18 protein-coding genes and 1 tRNA gene are annotated in these 17,576 nt (G+C 52.7%); 14 read left to right on the top strand and 5 right to left on the bottom strand.

Annotation, left to right across the window (positions count from 1 at the left end; translation table 11 throughout):
- Positions 1 to 263: 263 nt before the first annotated feature.
- Positions 264 to 336: transfer RNA gene (locus tag KRAC_RS17155), tRNA-Ile, on the top strand.
- A 1-nt stretch (position 337) separates the two neighbouring features.
- Here the strand turns inward: KRAC_RS17155 and KRAC_RS17150 are convergent.
- Entirely contained in the window at positions 338 to 766 is a 429-nt protein-coding gene (locus KRAC_RS17150) for a group I intron-associated PD-(D/E)XK endonuclease (RefSeq protein WP_040443785.1), read from the bottom strand.
- A 385-nt stretch (positions 767 to 1,151) separates the two neighbouring features.
- Between KRAC_RS17150 and KRAC_RS66035 the strand changes: the two genes are divergently transcribed.
- Positions 1,152 to 1,352 (top strand): helix-turn-helix domain-containing protein, encoded by a 201-nt coding sequence (locus KRAC_RS66035; protein WP_157506751.1) that lies wholly within the window; start codon positions 1,152 to 1,154, stop codon positions 1,350 to 1,352.
- A 134-nt stretch (positions 1,353 to 1,486) separates the two neighbouring features.
- Here the strand turns inward: KRAC_RS66035 and KRAC_RS17145 are convergent, their stop codons facing one another.
- A complete protein-coding gene (locus tag KRAC_RS17145) occupies positions 1,487 to 1,783 on the bottom strand; it encodes a GlsB/YeaQ/YmgE family stress response membrane protein (RefSeq protein WP_007909188.1) in 297 nt (98 codons plus the stop codon).
- A gap of 252 nt (positions 1,784 to 2,035) precedes the next feature.
- Here KRAC_RS17145 and KRAC_RS17140 point away from each other — a divergent pair, with 252 nt between their 5' ends.
- Positions 2,036 to 3,535, top strand: coding sequence for a M6 family metallopeptidase (locus KRAC_RS17140; RefSeq protein WP_211221294.1), 1,500 nt, complete (start codon positions 2,036 to 2,038; stop codon positions 3,533 to 3,535).
- A 383-nt stretch (positions 3,536 to 3,918) separates the two neighbouring features.
- Positions 3,919 to 5,001: a peptidoglycan recognition protein family protein gene (locus KRAC_RS17135; protein ID WP_040444352.1), complete on the top strand. Its 1,083-nt coding sequence runs from the start codon at positions 3,919 to 3,921 to the stop codon at positions 4,999 to 5,001.
- A 77-nt stretch (positions 5,002 to 5,078) separates the two neighbouring features.
- On the opposite strand, the gene KRAC_RS17130 is transcribed toward KRAC_RS17135, so the two are convergent.
- Positions 5,079 to 5,675 (bottom strand): TetR/AcrR family transcriptional regulator, encoded by a 597-nt coding sequence (locus KRAC_RS17130; RefSeq protein WP_007909180.1) that lies wholly within the window; start codon positions 5,673 to 5,675, stop codon positions 5,079 to 5,081.
- Positions 5,676 to 6,560: 885 nt separating this feature from the next.
- Here KRAC_RS17130 and KRAC_RS73740 point away from each other — a divergent pair.
- Both KRAC_RS73740 and KRAC_RS73735 read left to right on the top strand, forming a co-directional pair.
- Entirely contained in the window at positions 6,561 to 7,097 is a 537-nt protein-coding gene (locus tag KRAC_RS73740; protein WP_040443784.1) for a helix-turn-helix domain-containing protein, read from the top strand.
- A 68-nt stretch (positions 7,098 to 7,165) separates the two neighbouring features.
- The gene (locus KRAC_RS73735; RefSeq protein ID WP_040443783.1) at positions 7,166 to 7,693 is read left to right on the top strand and encodes a transposase; all 528 of its coding nucleotides are present in this window, start codon (positions 7,166 to 7,168) and stop codon (positions 7,691 to 7,693) included.
- A 353-nt stretch (positions 7,694 to 8,046) separates the two neighbouring features.
- On the opposite strand, the gene KRAC_RS17110 is transcribed toward KRAC_RS73735, so the two are convergent.
- Positions 8,047 to 9,021 carry an LLM class flavin-dependent oxidoreductase gene (locus KRAC_RS17110; RefSeq protein ID WP_007909161.1) on the bottom strand — a complete coding sequence of 325 codons (975 nt, stop codon included), beginning with the start codon at positions 9,019 to 9,021 and terminating at the stop codon, positions 8,047 to 8,049.
- Between the two features lie 365 nt (positions 9,022 to 9,386).
- Between KRAC_RS17110 and KRAC_RS17105 the strand changes: the two genes are divergently transcribed.
- From KRAC_RS17105 to KRAC_RS17070, 8 genes are all read left to right on the top strand, one after another.
- On the top strand, positions 9,387 to 10,478 hold the full coding sequence (locus tag KRAC_RS17105; protein WP_007909159.1) for a sigma-70 family RNA polymerase sigma factor: 1,092 nt from the start codon (positions 9,387 to 9,389) through the stop codon (positions 10,476 to 10,478).
- Positions 10,479 to 10,853: 375 nt separating this feature from the next.
- Positions 10,854 to 12,104, top strand: a complete 1,251-nt coding sequence (locus KRAC_RS17100) for an RNA-guided endonuclease InsQ/TnpB family protein (RefSeq protein WP_157506749.1) — start codon at positions 10,854 to 10,856, stop codon at positions 12,102 to 12,104.
- A 39-nt stretch (positions 12,105 to 12,143) separates the two neighbouring features.
- On the top strand, positions 12,144 to 13,106 hold the full coding sequence (locus KRAC_RS17095) for a TIGR03560 family F420-dependent LLM class oxidoreductase (protein ID WP_007909157.1): 963 nt from the start codon (positions 12,144 to 12,146) through the stop codon (positions 13,104 to 13,106).
- A 38-nt stretch (positions 13,107 to 13,144) separates the two neighbouring features.
- Positions 13,145 to 13,549: a group III truncated hemoglobin gene (locus tag KRAC_RS17090; protein ID WP_007909155.1), complete on the top strand. Its 405-nt coding sequence runs from the start codon at positions 13,145 to 13,147 to the stop codon at positions 13,547 to 13,549.
- Positions 13,550 to 13,736: 187 nt separating this feature from the next.
- A complete protein-coding gene (locus KRAC_RS17085; RefSeq protein WP_007909153.1) occupies positions 13,737 to 14,093 on the top strand; it encodes a response regulator in 357 nt (118 codons plus the stop codon).
- A gap of 79 nt (positions 14,094 to 14,172) precedes the next feature.
- Positions 14,173 to 15,018, top strand: a complete 846-nt coding sequence (locus tag KRAC_RS17080) for a YwqG family protein (protein WP_007909152.1) — start codon at positions 14,173 to 14,175, stop codon at positions 15,016 to 15,018.
- A 57-nt stretch (positions 15,019 to 15,075) separates the two neighbouring features.
- Positions 15,076 to 15,678 (top strand): hypothetical protein, encoded by a 603-nt coding sequence (locus KRAC_RS61790; RefSeq protein WP_007909151.1) that lies wholly within the window; start codon positions 15,076 to 15,078, stop codon positions 15,676 to 15,678.
- A 178-nt stretch (positions 15,679 to 15,856) separates the two neighbouring features.
- Positions 15,857 to 16,885, top strand: coding sequence for an alpha/beta hydrolase (locus KRAC_RS17070; protein WP_007909150.1), 1,029 nt, complete (start codon positions 15,857 to 15,859; stop codon positions 16,883 to 16,885).
- A gap of 116 nt (positions 16,886 to 17,001) precedes the next feature.
- Here KRAC_RS17070 and KRAC_RS17065 read toward each other — a convergent pair whose 3' ends face one another.
- Positions 17,002 to 17,565 carry a GNAT family N-acetyltransferase gene (locus KRAC_RS17065; RefSeq protein ID WP_007909149.1) on the bottom strand — a complete coding sequence of 188 codons (564 nt, stop codon included), beginning with the start codon at positions 17,563 to 17,565 and terminating at the stop codon, positions 17,002 to 17,004.
- Positions 17,566 to 17,576: the final 11 nt, after the last annotated feature.

Here is a 17,576-nt window from a genome sequence, read left to right as displayed (position 1 = left end):
GCTTATAAATCGGCTTCCCAGGCTTATCCCCTGGGGGAGCGGCAGGCCGATATAAAGCGCGGCCATATGTTACATCTCACGCCTGTACGCCTCCTGTCCAGGAGCGCCGCGGAGTCCAAATCCAACCCAATGTTGAGGTATTAACAAAATTGCAGAGTTTGTTTGCGTGCCAGTGCAACTTGAAAAGGGGGGGAAAAGCCAATTAGACGGTTTTCCCCCCCTTTTCAAGAGGCGTGAGATATGTTATACTACGTTTTGCAACCGGGCCCATAGCTCAGCGGTTAGAGCAGTCCGCTCATAACGGATTTGTCGCTGGTTCGATCCCAGCTGGGCCCATTTATAATTCGTAGTCCTTCGCCCACCGTACATTCTTCTCCTGGTTGTTTTTCGATGGCTCAATCCTCAGATGAGCGCGAGTTTTCCCCACTTGATCTACTGGAACGAGGTAGACTTGACCGAGGTCGGCACAATAGACAGCGAAATAGTCACACTCTCCTTGATAGTGACGCCAATCTCTTTTTTTACCTGTAACGTTGTGGTTAGCTGTATCGAAATACACTGCTCCATGCTCAATCCACCCTGTTTTGCATTGAATCCGCCAGAACTGGCCTTCGGCATTTTCGATAACTAGATCATATCGCTGGCTACCGCCATAAGGAGTCAGCACCACATATCCACATTGCAGGAATCTTGTCATGATTGCTGACTCACTGATCTGGCCCTTTCGAGTTGTTGAAATGTGCCATCCTTTGCCAAGTAGACCCATACATTTTCTTCTTTCTGCTTACACTGGCAGATGCCAGTGTCACAATGAGTCAAGGGAACATAAGCGACATTGTTAACGGTTGACGGTGTTATCATCTACTAGACTACTGCCTCACTTACGATGAACTAGTTTGCTAGCACCTCTCTTTTGTTTCGACCGCCACGATCTGCATAGCTACCAGAGCGGTTAAAAAATCATATATAGCGACATAAATCGTCATTCAGTATTGATTAGCGACTACCAGCGACAAAAACAGCATAACACATGCTTTTAAGTGCGTCAATATGCGACATAAAGCGTCAAAAATCTATTGTGCTTGACATTTGGCGTCACAATCCCTATAGTAGTCTCAATCCACTATTGTTCTGAGGTATAACTAATGAGTATGCAAGAAGATGAAGATTTTCTGACATCCGAAGAAGCCCGTAAGCGTTTAAATGTTTCCTCTCGTACACTTGAACGCTATGTTAGAGATGGTCTTTTGAAAAAATATCGGCGCAGAGTTGGGCGTGAAGTCTATTATAAGCAGTCGGAAGTCGAAGATTTATTGCGGATTCACCCTGTGGAAGATATAGAAGACCGGTAAATATATTTTATGGTCGCTGGTTCGATCCTAGCTGGACCCATATATTTGACATTGAAACAGCACAAGGCCGATGCCTTCGAAGGTATCGGCCTTGTGCTGTTTGTTTGTTTGCTTGCTTATTGCTGCCCGTCCTCTTAGAGGGCGCGGCGTCCGCCCGTGACCGCGCGCAGGATGGCGATCAGGATACAGGCACCGATGAAGGAAACAACGATGCTGCCCCAGAAACCGAAGTTGGCGTCAGGAACCAGCAGGTTGGTGACCAGGCCGCCCAGGAAGGCGCCGATGATACCCACGACGATGTCACCAACGATACCGTAGCCACCACCACTCATAACACGACCGGCCAGGAAACCCGCGATCAAGCCAACAACCAGCCAGGCAATAATGCCACCGGGGTTCAGTGAAGCTGCGAGAACTGTTGCGACTACCATGATTTATTTCCTCCTCATAACTTCAATATCAATGTATGTGGATTTACAATTCCTGGTTAGAACACGTACGGACTCCAGGTGACGGTTTCGCTCAAAAGGTTTTTAAAAGGCCTTTCAGCAAATTTTTATCTCCCCTTTAAGCTTTCTTAACAGAATTGGCCGATATTGCATGTTATATTCTATGAGAGGCGTCTCTCTCCTCAGCGTTGGTTAAGAATAAGAATATGAGTAAAGGAATGAGCCATGGCAAGGATGCGTTTTGTTTTTCGTTTTGCCTGTGTGTTGCTATTTGTGGTGAGTAGCCTGATCGCTGTTTTCTATCTCCACTCGCAATCAGCGCGCGCCCAGACCACGTATAATGTCCTCTTTGATAATGCCCACGCCGAGACGGCAGGGAATGCCGATTGGGTTATCAGCACCAGCCAGCCTGATCCCCTGGCGCAGAATGCAAATCCCCAGGTGGAGAGCGACTGGACGGGCGGCATTAGCGCCTGGGGCGTGACCTTGCAGAAAACAGGTCGCTATAGCTTGAAGACGAATACTAGTGCCTTGACCTATGGTAACAGTGGCAATGCCCTGGACCTTAGCCACTTTCAGGTCCTGGTGCTGCCTGAGCCTAACACGCTCTTCACCAGTAGCGAGAAGACGGCCATCTTGAACTTTGTCCATAATGGTGGTGGCTTGTTTATGATCGCCGATCACACTGGTAGCGACCGCAACAATGATGGTCATGACTCTCTACAAATCTTTAATGACCTGATGAATAACAATGGTGTTGGCAACGATGTCTTTGGCATTCAGTTCGATGCGGTAAATATCGCCAATGAGAACCCCAGCAATGACACTCCCAATGGGGACCCTGTCCTCAGCGGGCCATTCGGGACGGCTCATGGCAGCATCATTCGTAATGGTACCACTGAGACCATCTCACGTACCGATAACCCAAATGCGCATGGAATTATCTATCGGAATAGTGCCTCTAATACGGGCACAACGGGTGTCTTCGTGGCTGGTAGTGCCTATGGCTCCGGGCGTGTGCTCGCCCAGGGTGATAGCTCGGCCATTGATGATGGTACCTGCGCTTCTGGAAATACCTGTTACGATGGGTGGGATGATAGCGCCGCCCAGGACGCAATCCTGTTCCCGAACGGGACGGAATGGTTAGCTGGTGGGTCAACGGGGAATCCAACACCCACTCCAACAAATACTTCAACACCGACTCCAACGCCAACACAGACGAGCACGCCAACTCCCACACCCACAAATACACCGACCCCGACTCCTACACCAACGACGGGCAATCTGATTGTGAATGGGGGTTTTGAGCAGGGAAGCTCGCCCTGGGTGGAGAGTTCCAGTGGTGGATATGAAATCGTGGACTCGTCTAATCCCCACATGGGAAGCTCTGAAGCCTACCTCTGTGGGTACAATAACTGCCAGGATAGTATCTACCAGAGCGTGACTATTCCCTCGACAAGTACCATGGCAACCTTGAGCTATTACTGGTATGTGACGACCACTGAGACGACGCATTCCTACGATTTCCTTAAGGTGCAGATTCGTAGTAGTAGTGGAAGCGTGCTGACAACACTGCAAACCATAAGCGATGGTAGCACTGCTCAGCACTGGGTAAGCGCATCCTACAACGTCAGCGCCTACAAGGGGCAGACCATTCAGGTCGCCTTTGTCGCGACCAATGGGTCAAAGAACCCAACCAGCTTCTACGTTGATGATGTGGCTCTGAATAGCTAACAGCAGCTTTCGCGCCTCCGGCGCTCAGAAGTAACGAGGAGTGGCGTGGTGTGCGGCCCGGAACCCGCACACCACGCCACTCCTCGTTATCTCAAGGCGGACTTGCGAGTCAACTATGAATTAGAAAAATACACCATGATACACAAAGCATGACTATACCTGTTCTTATCCCTGTTGTTATACCAATATTCCTATTTCTTGTCCTTGCTTATGCTTGGAGCCTTGCTTCTCTGGTTAGAATTAGGTATGCTCTGCCATAAGTAGGACGGAAGGGACTCCACTCATGATCCCGCGCAAAAATGCGAATTTGTTCGTTGCATTGATGTATGTGAATGATGGAGTATGCCATGTGTGATCACCAGAACCCCCCTCAGAAGAAGCCTTTGCCGTCTAAGGAGTCCCATAACCGCCGGACAGTCTTGAAGTTGGGAGCGGGAGCTATGGCTCTTGCCGGGTTGGGCGGATTTGAAGTTGTCCTGACGTCTTCTACTGCTCATGCAGCTCCCTCTATTATCGGAGACGCAACCTGGGGAGCCAGGGCAGCCACTGATACGATTACGGTATTTAATCGCAAGCCAACCGCGATTCTTATTCATCACACTGCTAGTCCCAATACGACTGACTATTCTTTAAACCAGGCCTATCAATTGGCGCGTTCGATTCAGACGTCGCACTTGAATAACGGCTGGATCGATACTGGTCAACATTTCACGGTGACGCGTGGAGGATATGTTCTGGAGGGACGGCATCGCAGCCTGGCAACGCTACAGGGAGGGACCTCCTTTGTCCAGGGGACGCATTGCCCCGTGATGAATGACTCGGCAATCGGTATTGAGGATGAGGGGACGTACACCTCTGTCCTGCCACCAGATGCCCTCTGGAACTCGCTTGTAGATCTATGTACTTATATCTGTCAACAATACGGCCTGAATGCCAATAATATCTTCGGACATCGGGACTTCTATGATACAGAATGTCCAGGCACACAGTTTTATGGGCGCCTGCCCGCGCTGCGACACGCGGTCGCCTCGCGCCTTAATAAGCCTTTGCCTGCCTACACCTGGCCAACGCTCAAGAGCCGCACCAGTGGAAATAACGTCAGAACTATTCAGCGTTTGTTGCAGGTGCGCGGCTATAGCGTCGCGGTTGATGGAACCTTTGGTCCGAGCACTGTGAGTAGTATTCAAAGTTTTCAATCTACTAAGGGCTTGAGTGTTAATGGAATTGTGGCCCAGCAGACCTGGGAGGCGCTGATTACTACGGTGACTCCTGGTAGCTCAAGCGCTGCTGTAAGCGCGGTGCAGAATCTCTTGAGCGCGCGTGGCTATAGCGTGAGTGTGACTGGCTATTATGGCAGCGCGACGGCCAGCGCCGTTAAGAGCTACCAGAGCAGTCGTGGGCTGACCGCTGATGGCACAGTCGAGAAGGGAACCTGGTGTGCCCTGGTGGGAGGTGTCCTGGGTTAGCTTCTCTCCTCAAGCCAAATTAGGGTTGGTGTATCAGGCCTGATACTTTAGCGCACGTAAAATACGTGGCCTGGGTATCAGGCCTGATTGTTGCGCTTACCAAGGCCGCAGAGGATAAGGTGCCAGATGCGCTCAAAAGCAGCATCAATGTCCGGGTCGGACCATTCGGAGGCGTGGGTCGGATTATGGAGGCGCGTGGTCGCGTCAATGACGGCCTGCCCCGCGCTGATAGGATCATCGGTTTCGAACTCGCCGCGCCTGACCCCATCACTGATGATATATGTGGCCTGTTCGGCGAGGAGTTCAACATGAGCCTTGACGACGGTTCTGGCTTCCTTTACCAACTCCATATATGTGGCGAAGAGTTCTGGATCGTCAAACGCCCGGCGGTGTTTTGTGCTAATCAGGAGCTTGAGCCAGCGTCGTAGTCGTTCAGGAGCAGGCGTATCCTCCGTTACGACAGCTTGCAGAGGTGCTGAGACCTCGACGAGCCAGCGCTCGGTGACCGCGTCACGTAGCGCTGCCTTACTGGGAAAGTGGCGGTAGACGCTGCCATGGCTGACATTGAGCGCGCGGGCAACATCAATGACGGTTGTCTTCGCTGGACCATAGCGGCGCAACACCTCTTCAGCCACATTGAGAATACGCTCACGGGTTAAAATCTCATCGCTCATCGCACACCAGCCTGGAGATAGTGATGGCTTAAGCCAGGCTCTATCTCCAGGCCTGGGTGCTGCCCCTCCGAACTGTCTATTATTCTGCCTTGGGCGCTCAGGCATGGGAAGCTTCCAAGCATTTTTTAGTCCTCCTCTGACATGCAAATGAGCGAGTTATATTTTGAGTTATGAACAAGTATATGCGTCTGGTTAGCAGTGGTCAATACTTGTTATTCTGTTTCTCTAGAACACCATCCCATGCAGGAGCAGCCGCGTTGGATACTCTTCGCCAGTGCTTGAGAGGCGGTTAAAGCGAAACTCAAGAAATTCGTTATAGGCGCTTGTGAACACTTCTAGCTGTCCTATCGCCGATTGTAAACTCTGGTCAAGGATGTGCGCGTTAGCTGGAGTGAGACCGATACTGATATCTGAGGCAAGGTGCAATGTGATCTGTGTCTTGCAAGGTTGGCTTTCACCTTGATCTATTGTGGCGTTGGCTAATTGTGTACATAACGTTGAGGGCATAACTGTTGCTAGAGAACTTGGAGAGGCTTGAACGGCGAAGGTTGCTTCGTGGGACGCAAGTGGCTGAGAGAAAGAAGAAAAAGTCATAATGTAGCCTCACTTTTTAGAAACTATACCAACTATAGAGAGAGAAAGAGGCAAAACGGCGGCGCGGCCCTGCGCCGCCATTTCTTGTTGGAACAATAGGGCACGCTGATGGAAATCCTCTGTGGATATGATGTTCGCATATGTGCGCGTTGATGAAAGTATAAACCATCAGATGACAGATGTCAATATTTGTCATTTTTAATTTAAAAGCAAGGTGAGAACTAGGGGCTGTGTTCCTTAAGTGGGAGTAAGATAAAGAAAGGAGAGGAGACAGGAGGAAGGAGAAAGAAGATGCCAAAGATCTTACGGGCTCGTCCACCGCAAGAGGAGCAAGAAGAGCGCCGGGTCCACAAACTCGCAACCAGTCGACATGGTCCTGCTGATTGGATCCTGCATGCTCGCATGGTGATGAGCAGTTGGGAAGGGCACCAGGTTAACGAGATCGCTCGCGACCTGCACTGTAGTGAACAAACCGTTCGCCGACGTCTGCATCGTTTCAATGTCCAGGGTTTTGAGGGATTGGGCGACCAAAAGAGAGCAGGACGCCCCCGACGTCTCAGCGTGGAGGATGACAGCCGGATCCTTGCCCTGGTGCGTCAATCTCCCCCTGGAAAACTGGAGAGGCTCTCCGATGGGAGCTTGGATGTCCGCGATGAGCAAGGGTCGGCTCAATGGAGCCTCAATGCGCTCGAGCAAGCCGCCCAAGAAGCAGGGATCACCGTGAAACGGAGTCAGATTCGCCGTATCTGTTTACGCGAAGGCGTCCGCTGGCGCCGCACCCATAGTTGGAGCAAGAGCGATGAGAAGGAGTTTGCCCCAAAAGGGTAGCGGTCGTCAGCCATTACACCACACCCCCTGAGGGCTCGACGACCATCTGTGCCGATGAATTAGGGCCCATCCTGCCCCGGAGCTTTCCCCCAGCGCCAGGATGGTCAGCGGATGGGCACCGGATAAAAGCCCCTCTGGAGTACAGTCGAGGGCTTGAGAAGACCTGGATCTATGGAGCCTTACGCGTGCGCGATGGCAAGGAACTGACACGGTGTGCCGCTTCGCGCAATTCCAAAGGCTACATTGCTCTTCTGAACGATATCGAGGTTGACAATCCGAAAGGGGATCTGTTCGTGATCACGGATAACCTGACCAGTCACCTGAGCGCCGAAACCAATGCCTGGCTCGCAGAACATCCCCGCATCCACCAGATCTTCATTCCCAAAGGAGCATGCTGGCTCAATCTGCAAGAGGGCTGGTGGAGGCTCTTTCGCCGCGATGCGCTGGCTGGACAGAGTTTTGCCAATCCGACCGAGATCGACCAGGCCAGGAGCGTGGCTACGGCGCAACTGAATGCTCGTGCCAAGCCCTGGGTCTGGGGACGGCCACCCAAGTCGCCTCGACATCGTCGCCATCTCTTTTGTTACAGGATTTAAGGAACTGAGCACTAGTACTACTTTGGTAGTTTCTAATGGATGAGCTACGTGGGGAGCACAAAACCTCACGCTCATGCTCAGCCTTAATTCTTTGCTCCAAGCTCACATCTACAAAACTACCAAAGTAGTACTAGAGTGCCGGTCAAGAAATCTAGCAGCGTCCTGGTGATTCTCCTGATGTCAAAGGGCGGGCGAGAAAACGTCTTCTCGCCCGCTTTGCAAAAAGGGACAGGGGGAGGTATCAGAGTTTCCTCAGGGGCCGGGTGATATGCTCGGATCGGCAAATTCCTGTGGAATAGCTACCATCAGCGTTTGTTTCCTTTCTGGATGGGCACCACTACACAAGGGCAGGCTCAATTGTTCTGCACTTCGCTGATGACTTCGGCAGCCAAGCGTTCCATCTGCTCGGCCTCGTCGAAGAGCGGGTGGAGCTGGATGAGTTCGGCTCCCGCGTCCGCGACCTCGCGCAGACCTTTGATGCAGGCTGAGGGCGGCCCGTAGACGGCAACTGCGGTCATGCCAGAAGATCCGTAGATCTGCTTGAGCCCGGCGTCAACCCGCTCGTGTGCTCGGGTGACATTGTCATCGACGGCAATATAGACGCGTTTGGCGATCTGAAATGAAGGATCCTGTTTTGATTCTGCCAGCGCCTCGCGAAGCACGTGGATCTGCTGAGCGAACTGCGCTGTGGTAGAGCTGCCGGCACCAAAGAAGCCATTGCCGTAGCGGAGCGCACGACGCACCGCTGCCGGGTGATTGGCACCGATCCAGAGCGGCGGGTAAGGCTTCTGGAAAGGTTTGGGCTCCATAGACGCGCCATCGAGCTGCCAGAAGCGGCCGCTGAAGTTAATGCGCGGCTCGGTCCAGCAGGCCTTCATCAGCCGCAGCCCCTCAGTGAAGCGAGCAATCAGACTGGCAGGATCAACCTCGAATGCGGAGAACATTCTCCCTCCTCCGCCACTGCCAACGCCGACCTCGATGCGCCCACGGCTGAGCTGATCCAGCGTGCTGATACTTTTGGCGAGGTGGATAGGATTGTGCAAGGGGCTGACGAAGACGGCGCATCCCAGACGCAGTCGCGTTGTGCAAGCTGCGGCGAAGGTCATGAGTTCGAGCGGAGCCAGGGTCGGGACGGAGCCAAATTCTATTTTTTGTGTTCCACTCCTGAGTTCGAGTGGAGCCAGGGCCGGTGCGGAGCCAAGCACCACTTCTTGCGTCCAGGCACTATGAAAGCCGAGAGACTCAGCTCTGGTTAGGTAGTCGCGCAGCTTGGCTGGGTCGAATGTGCCGTCAGGAACGCGTTGAGGTATGGAAATAGCGAAGTGCATAGTAGCCTCCTGAGAGTGAATTGAATACGCTTTTGAACTGAATACTCATAGCACGTTTCTTGTGTGCCATCTTTTTACCCGGATATTCCCGAGTATGCTTCTCCTGGACATGCCTCTCTGTCGAAGCGTGCCCAGTTGGAGAGACACTCATTAAACTGTCGGGAAGAGCAAAACTGTGCGATCTGATGAGGGCGATTTTCTCGGCAATGTGAGAGGTGGTACGAACGGTTCCCAACGCTCGGATCAGTGGCAAAAAGCCTGCATCGTGCAGTAGAATGAGAGTGTTTGGAACAAAAGGATCGCGATTTGCGGCGCGGTCGCAACGTGTGATGAGCCAGGACAAGGCGGCGAGAAGAAAGGCGCGTATGATGCCATTTGAACGAAGGAAGACAGACAACCTATCGAGCAAGAAAGATCGTGTTGAGGAGGCACGGGTCACGACGCGGCTGATTCAAGGCTCATCTGATATCAGTTCCTTGATTGAACCCTATCGCAGAGAGTTGCTTCTGCACTGTTACCGCCTGTTGGGGTCATTGCACGATGCCGAGGACGCGGTGCAGGAAGCCATGCTGCGTGCCTGGCGGCATTTTGACACGTTCACCCAGAAGGGGCCAGGATCGCTGCGCACCTGGCTGTACACGATTGCGACCAATACCAGCCTTGACGCACTCAAGAAACGCTCGCCGCGCACGCTGCCGACCGCAGCCTCTCCTGCGTGGAACCCGCAAAGGCCGGTTGAGCCCAGGGGAGCTGAGGCGTTCTGGCTTGAGCCTTTCCCTGACAGCTGGTTGGTGGAGGCGACGGAGAACCCAGAAGCGCGCTATACCAGGCACGAGAGCGTTTCCTTGGCCTTCCTCACTGCCCTCCAGTTACTCCCATCTCGCCAGCGGGCCATCTTGCTCCTCTCGGATGTGCTGGACTGGCGTGCCGTCGAGATCGCACAGTTACTTGAGATCTCGGTAGGAGCGGTGAACAGCGCCTTGCACCGCGCTCGGGTGACATTGGAGAAAAACTATCCGAGCTCGCAGCGAGAAATGGCGCAGGTTCACCGTGCTGATGCAGGCACGAACACGTTGCTTGCCCGCTATCTCCAGGCATGGGAAACAGACGATGTGGATGGGCTCGTGGCGCTTCTGACAGAAGACGCGACGCTCTCCATGCCACCGGTCCCTTCGTGGTATCAGGGACGAGAAGCGATTCGCACGATTCTCCTGGCTGTCTTATTCCCATCTGGTGTGCAGAATCGGTGGCGTCTATCTCCGACGCGCGCCAATGGCCAGCCTGCATTTGTGGTGTATCGAGCTGATGAAGCAACACGATCCTATCGAGCGTTCGCGATACAAGTCGTCACCCTCGATGCTTCGCGGCGCGATCTGCGACAGGTCGCCGAGGTGACGGCATTCCTTGGTCCGGAACTCGTCACTTCCTTTGGATTCCCGCTTCAACTCCCTCAATAAAGGCACCATCTCGCGCTTGCCCCTCTTTGGTTTTTCGAGCACAGCACTGTCAATCCTTCTCTCAATTACTTGACCGGTGCTCTTAAGAGCTGAGATGATCTTTGAAATATTTGGGAATAGCAGCATGCTGGAGAGGGTTTTTATATGAGATGCAAGATTTATAGAAGGAGCGTAAGAACAGCAATCGAAAATGTGCGCGACTCTGCTTAAAGGTGTGCTTGTTATCCACATTTGGAGGCGTTGACAGAGTGACGATATCATGGTATGCTACACGCACCAGGTAAGAAAAAAAGTTCTAAGTCATTGTATCTGACGTTTCTCGCGAAAGAGGCGAAGTCCACCTCTCAGTGTGGTGTTGAAAGGGAAGGGGTCTTTATGCTCCTCTGTAAAAAGATCAAACTTGACCTCAGCGAGCAAGACACGGCTACCCTTGAGTTCATGCAAGGAAAATGCAGAGGCCTCTACAATTGGTGGGTCATGCGACTCAGAGACGGTGAGAAGTGGCGCTTCAACGCATGCAAGAAAACATTGGCCGAAAGTCGTGCCTATGATCCTGAACTCAATCAGGTCTATGGCAAGTTGCTTGCGGAAGTGTACTATCGCCTGGATGGGGCCATGCGAGCCTTCTTTCGTCGCCTCGCCAATGGAGAAACGCCAGGCTTTCCCCGCGTGCGCCCTCGCCATTGCTTCTTCACCCTCTGTTATCCTGCGATGTATCTCACGCTTGAGGAAAACACGCTCATGTTGCCCACAGGAGGCAAGGGCAAGCACAAACGCTTTCCTGTCATCCGTGCCGCACTCACGGAACTGCCTCCAGAAGGCTTTCGAGAGGTGGCGATCAGTCGCGATGGCAGAGGCAACTACTACGCCTCCTTCAGCTACCGACAGCCCGAGGAAGCCAAACGCGATGGCAACACCGTGGCTTTCGATCTGGGCATCAAGGCGCTGGCAACTGGCGTCACGGAAGAGGGCCGAGTCTATCACATCGGTGGATTTAAAGGCTCGCGTTGGTACAACAAACAGTTGGATCGGCTTCGCTCGAAACGCAGCAAGTGCAAGAAGAAGTCGCGTCGTTATCTTCATTTGAGCAAGGTCTATAAGCGCGTTTCGCAGAAGAAGCGCAACAAACAGCGCGATAGCCTGCACAAGGCATCGCATCTCATCGCACGGCGATTGGTTGAGAGAACTGTCGTCGTGGGCGATCTTTCCCAACGGCAGATGGTCATGAAAGAGCATCAGGAGCGCAATAGGGCGCTCAATCGGGCAGTCTACAACGACTGGGGCCTGTATGCCTTTGTCCAGATGCTCAAATATAAATGCCAGTTGTATGGGAAAGAGCTTGAGTTTCTAGATGAGCGCAACACGTCCAAGCAGTGTAGTGGCTGTGGCAATCTGCAAGACATGCCACTGCGCAAGAGGACGTATCAGTGCGCGGAATGTGGACTCGTCATGGATCGAGATGAGAACAGTGCTCACAATATCTTGACGAGGTTCCTTGCCCGGCGAGGGCCACACGCTCGGCTTGCCGAGTGCGGTGTGCTGCATGTGACCCAAAGCGGCGTAGAAGTCATGGGGACTTCCTGTGAGGGCCAGGTGCAGCAATTGAATCTATTCGAGTGTAGATAAGCACATTTGAGTGGATTTAGAAAGGCAGTACATGCAGTTATGGTTGCTCTCTCCATTATGCTTGAGGGCCAGAATGGCCTCAATTGGAAGCACTGGAAATACCTGGTACAAGAAGTAGAAGATCTGGGTTTCGCGGGCCTGTTTCGCTCAGATCACTTTACAAATCCCGCTCCTCCTGACATTGATTCCCTGGAGATGATAGTCTCGCAGACCTATCTTGCTGATCACACGCAGCGAATCCATTTTGGACCCCTTGTTGCTCCCCTCTCATTTCGAGACCCTCTACTCCTGGCGCGCCAGGCGGCTGCGATTGATGATTTGAGTGGTGGGCGTATGCTCCTGGGAATTGGTGCTGGCTGGCAAGAACGTGAGCATGAGCTCTTTGGGTATCCGCTGGGAGATGTCACCACGCGTATGGCACGTTTTGAAGAGGGACTTGAGGTCATCACGCGACTGCTCAAAAGTGATGAACCGGTACATTTTGCGGGGCGTTTTTATCAACTGCGTGGCGCGACGCTTCTGCCTCGTCCACAGCGCCCAGGTGGTCCGCGTATTTTGATTGGCGGAAATGGGAAAAAGCGCACATTGCCTCTTGTGGCCCGCTATGCGCACATCTGGAATGCGGTTGCTATTTCGTCTGAGGAATTTCGCGAACGCTCGGTTCTGCTGGACACACTCCTCCAACAAGAGGGCCGTCGGCCAGGAGACGTCAAGCGCACATTAATGTTGAACTTGACCTATGGACGTACTCTGGACGAGATCGCGCAACGCCTCAAGCCGCACCTGGCACGCCCAGAACTGGCGGGCCGTTCTCTCCAAGAAGCCATTGAGGTACTTAACGCCTCGGGCAAGACGCTGGTGGGAACTCCTGAGCATATTCTACGCCAGATTGATGCGTATGCCCAGGCTGGTGTGGAAGAGCTTATGTTGCAGTGGCTGGACCTGGATGATCATGCAGGGCTGCATCATCTGGCCGAGCATGTGCTGGCAAAGCTCAAATAGCCTCTGCATACCAATAGATATTGAGAAGAGACAAATAGATGAAACAAAAACGCGATATTGAAAATAGAGACGATATTGTCTACATGGTCAGTACGTTTTACCGGAAAGCTACGCAAGACCCGCTCATTGGCTTTTTCTTTACAGATGTGGCGGCCATTGACCTGGAGGAACATCTGCCGGTGATGTATAACTTCTGGGAGAACTTGCTCTTTCAGACGGGCAACTATCATGGTGGCATGATGTATAAGCATATCCTACTGCATCAGCAAGAGCCGCTACGCTCTCAGCACTTTGCGCGCTGGTTTGAGTTGTTCTCCCAAACGATTGATGCCTCATTTGCGGGACCAAGGGCCGAAGAGGCCAAGCGGCGCGCCAGGACGGTGATACAGACTATGCCTCTCAAGTTACAAGGAGCATCTCTGCCCCTGACATGGCCGCGTTAAAGTCTCCTCTTTGCACAACAAGATGAAGAGCGTGTTTCCCCTGTCTGCAAACGCTTTGGGCGCGACATACGTATTACATATAACCCTTTGATCTGCGACCGGGACAGGTCTCCTGAACCTGTTTCTTGTATCCTGTCCGGAACGTGATACAGAGTAATCGAGATACAAGGATAGGAGAGTGGAAAATATGCCAAAGCGTGTGTTGGTTGTTGAAGATGAAGCAGATATCCAGACGGCTGTGCGAACGCTGTTAGAAAACTCAGACTATGAGGTGACGAGCGCGGAAAATGGGCTGGTGGCTCTTGAATTACTTGAGCAGGGGCTTCAGCCCGATATCTTGTTGCTCGACTTGATGACGCCCAGCATGAGTGGCTATAGCCTGCTATATGAGTTGCACCGGCGAGGGATAAGCAATACATTCTCTACCATTGTGATGAGTGGTGATGTCTTAACGAAACAGCAGATCGACCTCTTTGGTATTAAAGGCTTCATCAGCAAGCCCTTTGATATTGATGAGCTTCAAGCCATGATAGCGTCTGTGTAGTATATCTATGTGGGGCAGATGTTGGCCTTGTGCATAATGAGAATATGCTTCTAACAGGACTATGGAAAAGAGGTCGTTAATGGATACAAGTGATGTACAGAAGCTGTTTGTCTCGGCCGGGTTGAGGCGTCTTACGAAGGACCTTGATGCCCTGGTCAAGCCCTCGATTCGCCTGGTGGTCACACCTGCTGACGAAGCTACGCTTCAGCCGGAAGTCTCCAAATTTGGTGGTCTGCCTGATTTACCTGCGGATGTCTCCTGGCCTACCTGGCAGGGTCTGCCGCAATCATTTATCGCGCAGATTCGCCTGCAAGATGTTCATCCTTATGATGCCGCTGGTGTGCTACCTGCCCAGGGAATACTCTGGTTTTTTTATGATGCGCAGCAGGAGACATATGGCGATGATCCCACGAACCGGGGAGGCTGGAGCGTTATCTATCGGAAGGATGCTCAGGGGCTGAAGCACGCGGCTGTGCCTGCGAAACTCCCTAAATCAAGCCTTTTTAAGGCAGGTTCCGTTCAATTCACACGTGAACTGACACTATCCCAGGTACCCAACCTGGAGATCGCCAAATACGATTGGAGTGATGACGAACAGCAGAAGTACGATGATCTCCTTGCCAATTTGCTGCCCCAGGAGAAACGAGCCTTTCGTCATCGCCTGCTTGGGAATCCTGATCTTATTCAGGACGATCTGCGTGAGCAGAGCCAGCTTATCTCGCATGGAGTCACCGATGATAATGATTCGCGCCAGAAGCAGTTGGAGGCGGGGGTGAAGGCGTGGCAGCTCCTTTTCCAGGTTGATACGGACGAGCGCTTGGGTATGCGCTGGTCGAGCGCGGGTATGCTCTATTACACGATCACGGCTGAGGATTTACGCGCGCAGCATTTTGAGAATACCTGGTTGATCTTGCAGGCGGACTAAATTATACTAAAATCCTCTTCACGAAGAAAAACTCGCAGGAAGAAGGGGAAAATAACTGTGATAACCTATCGTGGTCGTAGGGCCTGGCTCTGGCTGGCCCTGCTGTTTGTGGTAAGTGGATGTGGCACCGTCGTAACGACTCCACCAGGCACAAGCCCAACAATACCAACAGTGACGGCAGCCCCTGCCTCGGCTGATCCTCAATGGGGCGTGCGAACCAAAACCAGTGGTTGCCAGGCCAGTAATAGTTTGCAAGATAAGGCCTGTACGCCGGGGGCAATATTCTCCGATGCCACCAAAACAAAAATTTGTGTGCCTGGCTATGCCAGCTCGGTGCGCAATGTACCAGTGAGCCTGAAAAACAAGGTCTATGCCGCCTATGGCATTAAGACCCGCCGCCCGGGGCAGTATGAGGTGGATCACCTGGTTAGTTTGCAACTGGGCGGATCGAACGATATCGCCAATCTCTGGCCTGAGCTGGCTGAGCCGAAACCGGGCTTTCACGAGAAGGACCGTGTTGAGAACTGGCTGCATGACCAGATATGTGATGGCAAGATGTCGCTACGGGACGCACAGATCAAAATCGCCACTGATTGGCGCGCCGTCTACAACAGCCTTCCTAGCCAGTTTAATGGCTCAGACAGCGACGATAGTGATTAATAGCGGGCCAGCGTAAGAAGCGAGATGAGAGCCTTTTTGTTAGGAGCTCGAGGGGAAAGCGCCCCTCGGGCTCTTTACTATTTGCTCATAGTGGCAGGCGCGGAAAGGTTCTTGCTCAGGATCGCGTATAATAACGAGAAGTGTTGTTTAGGAATAGTTCTATTCGGAGGTTTACCGTATGCAACCCTGGTCTGTACAGTTAAGTGGGCGTTTTGAAGAACATGTGTTTCAGAGCGAGGTGCTCAAGAGCAATCCGTTGGGCGATCCCTCCGCTCGCCCGCTGTGGGTATATCTCCCGCCAGGTTATGACGCTGAGTCGGAGCGACGCTATCCAACGGTATACCAGATCCAGGGTATGACGGGCCAGTTGGATATGTGGCGCAATCGCATGGCTTTTCGCAAGAATTTTCCTGAGCTGGTGGATGAATTATTTGCGCAGAAGGAGGCGCCACCCTGTATCGTGGTGTGGGTAGATTGCTGGACCTCGTATGGTGGCAGCCAGTTTCTCGACTCCCCAGGGACAGGAGCGTACCACACCTATCTCTGTGATGAAGTCGTTCCCTGGATCGATGCGCATTACCGAACCCTTCCACGGCGTGAGCATCGTGGTATTGCGGGTAAGTCGAGTGGTGGCTATGGTGCTATGATTACCCCCATGCTACGCCCGGATCTCTGGGGTGGCCTGGCCACGCATGCGGGTGACGCGCTATTTGAGACGTGCTATCTGCTAGAATTTCCGGCCTCGGTGCGTGCATTGCGCGATCAATATGATGGTTCATTTGACAGGTTCTGGGAATCCTTTCGCAGCCGTCCGGCCCTGACCAGGGAGAGTGATATGGTCTTGCTCAATGACTGGTGCATGGCAGCTTGCTATTCCGCAGACGAGGATGGAACGGTTCACCTGCCGTACGATCTGCGGACGGGCGAGCTGAGACCTGATATCTGGGAGCGCTGGCTGCGCTGGGACCCCGTGCGAATGGTGGCGCGCCATGCCGAGGCACTGCGCTCGCTTAAGGCCATCTACATTGACGCAGGGAGGCGAGATCAGTTTTACCTCGACCTGGGCGCGGAAGCCTTTAGAAGAGAGCTAGAGAAGATTGGTGTTACCGAGATCTTCTTCGAACTCTTCGATGGTACTCACTCAGCCATCGAATATCGCTATCCGCTCAGCTTGAAATACCTGGCGGAGCGCCTCAGCCCAAGATAAAAACCTCTACTCGTTGTTCTTATAGCTTGGCTGATCTGATGCATGGCAGCTCACCAATCGTATGGATGAGACAACCATGCATAGCCTGAAGTCGATTGAATGGGGCTAGAAACAATCTAGCCCCGCCATTCATCCTTGAGCAGGCTGAAATAGTGCTCATCCTCGAACTGGCCATTGAAGTAGAAGCGCTGGCGTAGCACCCCTTCATAAGTGAAGCCGAGCTTGAGCAGCAGATTCTTTGATCCTTCATTGGCGATATCGATGATGGCTTCTATGCGGTGAAAGGCGAGTTCGTGAAAGCCGTAGGACAGGACGGCTGACATGGCTTCGGTCATAATGCCCCGCCCCCAGTAGGCGCGATTGAGATCATAGCCCGTTTCTGTGTAATGGTAGCTCGGGCCAAAGTGGTGAAAGCTGCACGTGCCTATGATGCTCTCCTCACCTTTGAGCGCTATGCCCCAGCGGATGGCCTCACGCCGGGTGTAGCGCTCCTGGAGTTGCTGAAACCATGTCTGCGTCTCAGCAATCGACTGATGTGGAAGTTTGCCATAATAGCGCATAACCTCTTCATCTGAGAAGGTGGAGAAGAGCGCTTCGATATCACTGGGCTGAATCTCTTGGAGTTGCAAACGCTCTGTGGTAAGCGTGGGGAAATGTGTAAAGGCTACATCAATACCCATATATATATATA

It is taken from the genome of Ktedonobacter racemifer DSM 44963 (assembly GCF_000178855.1).
GTDB classification, from domain to species: domain Bacteria; phylum Chloroflexota; class Ktedonobacteria; order Ktedonobacterales; family Ktedonobacteraceae; genus Ktedonobacter; species Ktedonobacter racemifer.
This window is presented reverse-complemented; position numbering and strand designations above follow the sequence as displayed.

Bases quoted from the DNA above. Each gene is read 5' to 3' on its own strand.
- KRAC_RS17150 (WP_040443785.1), bottom strand. From the start codon at position 766: ATGGGTCTACTTGGCAAAGGATGGCACATTTCAACAACTCGAAAGGGC.
- KRAC_RS66035 (WP_157506751.1), top strand. From the start codon at position 1,152: ATGCAAGAAGATGAAGATTTTCTGACATCCGAAGAAGCCCGTAAGCGT.
- KRAC_RS17145 (WP_007909188.1), bottom strand. From the start codon at position 1,783: ATGGTAGTCGCAACAGTTCTCGCAGCTTCACTGAACCCCGGTGGCATT.
- KRAC_RS17140 (WP_211221294.1), top strand. From the start codon at position 2,036: ATGCGTTTTGTTTTTCGTTTTGCCTGTGTGTTGCTATTTGTGGTGAGT.
- KRAC_RS17130 (WP_007909180.1), bottom strand. From the start codon at position 5,675: ATGAGCGATGAGATTTTAACCCGTGAGCGTATTCTCAATGTGGCTGAA.
- KRAC_RS73740 (WP_040443784.1), top strand. From the start codon at position 6,561: ATGCCAAAGATCTTACGGGCTCGTCCACCGCAAGAGGAGCAAGAAGAG.
- KRAC_RS17110 (WP_007909161.1), bottom strand. From the start codon at position 9,021: ATGCACTTCGCTATTTCCATACCTCAACGCGTTCCTGACGGCACATTC.
- KRAC_RS17105 (WP_007909159.1), top strand. From the start codon at position 9,387: ATGATGCCATTTGAACGAAGGAAGACAGACAACCTATCGAGCAAGAAA.
- KRAC_RS17100 (WP_157506749.1), top strand. From the start codon at position 10,854: ATGCTCCTCTGTAAAAAGATCAAACTTGACCTCAGCGAGCAAGACACG.
- KRAC_RS17095 (WP_007909157.1), top strand. From the start codon at position 12,144: ATGGTTGCTCTCTCCATTATGCTTGAGGGCCAGAATGGCCTCAATTGG.
- KRAC_RS17090 (WP_007909155.1), top strand. From the start codon at position 13,145: ATGAAACAAAAACGCGATATTGAAAATAGAGACGATATTGTCTACATG.
- KRAC_RS17085 (WP_007909153.1), top strand. From the start codon at position 13,737: ATGCCAAAGCGTGTGTTGGTTGTTGAAGATGAAGCAGATATCCAGACG.
- KRAC_RS17080 (WP_007909152.1), top strand. From the start codon at position 14,173: ATGGATACAAGTGATGTACAGAAGCTGTTTGTCTCGGCCGGGTTGAGG.
- KRAC_RS17070 (WP_007909150.1), top strand. From the start codon at position 15,857: ATGCAACCCTGGTCTGTACAGTTAAGTGGGCGTTTTGAAGAACATGTG.
- KRAC_RS17065 (WP_007909149.1), bottom strand. From the start codon at position 17,565: ATGGGTATTGATGTAGCCTTTACACATTTCCCCACGCTTACCACAGAG.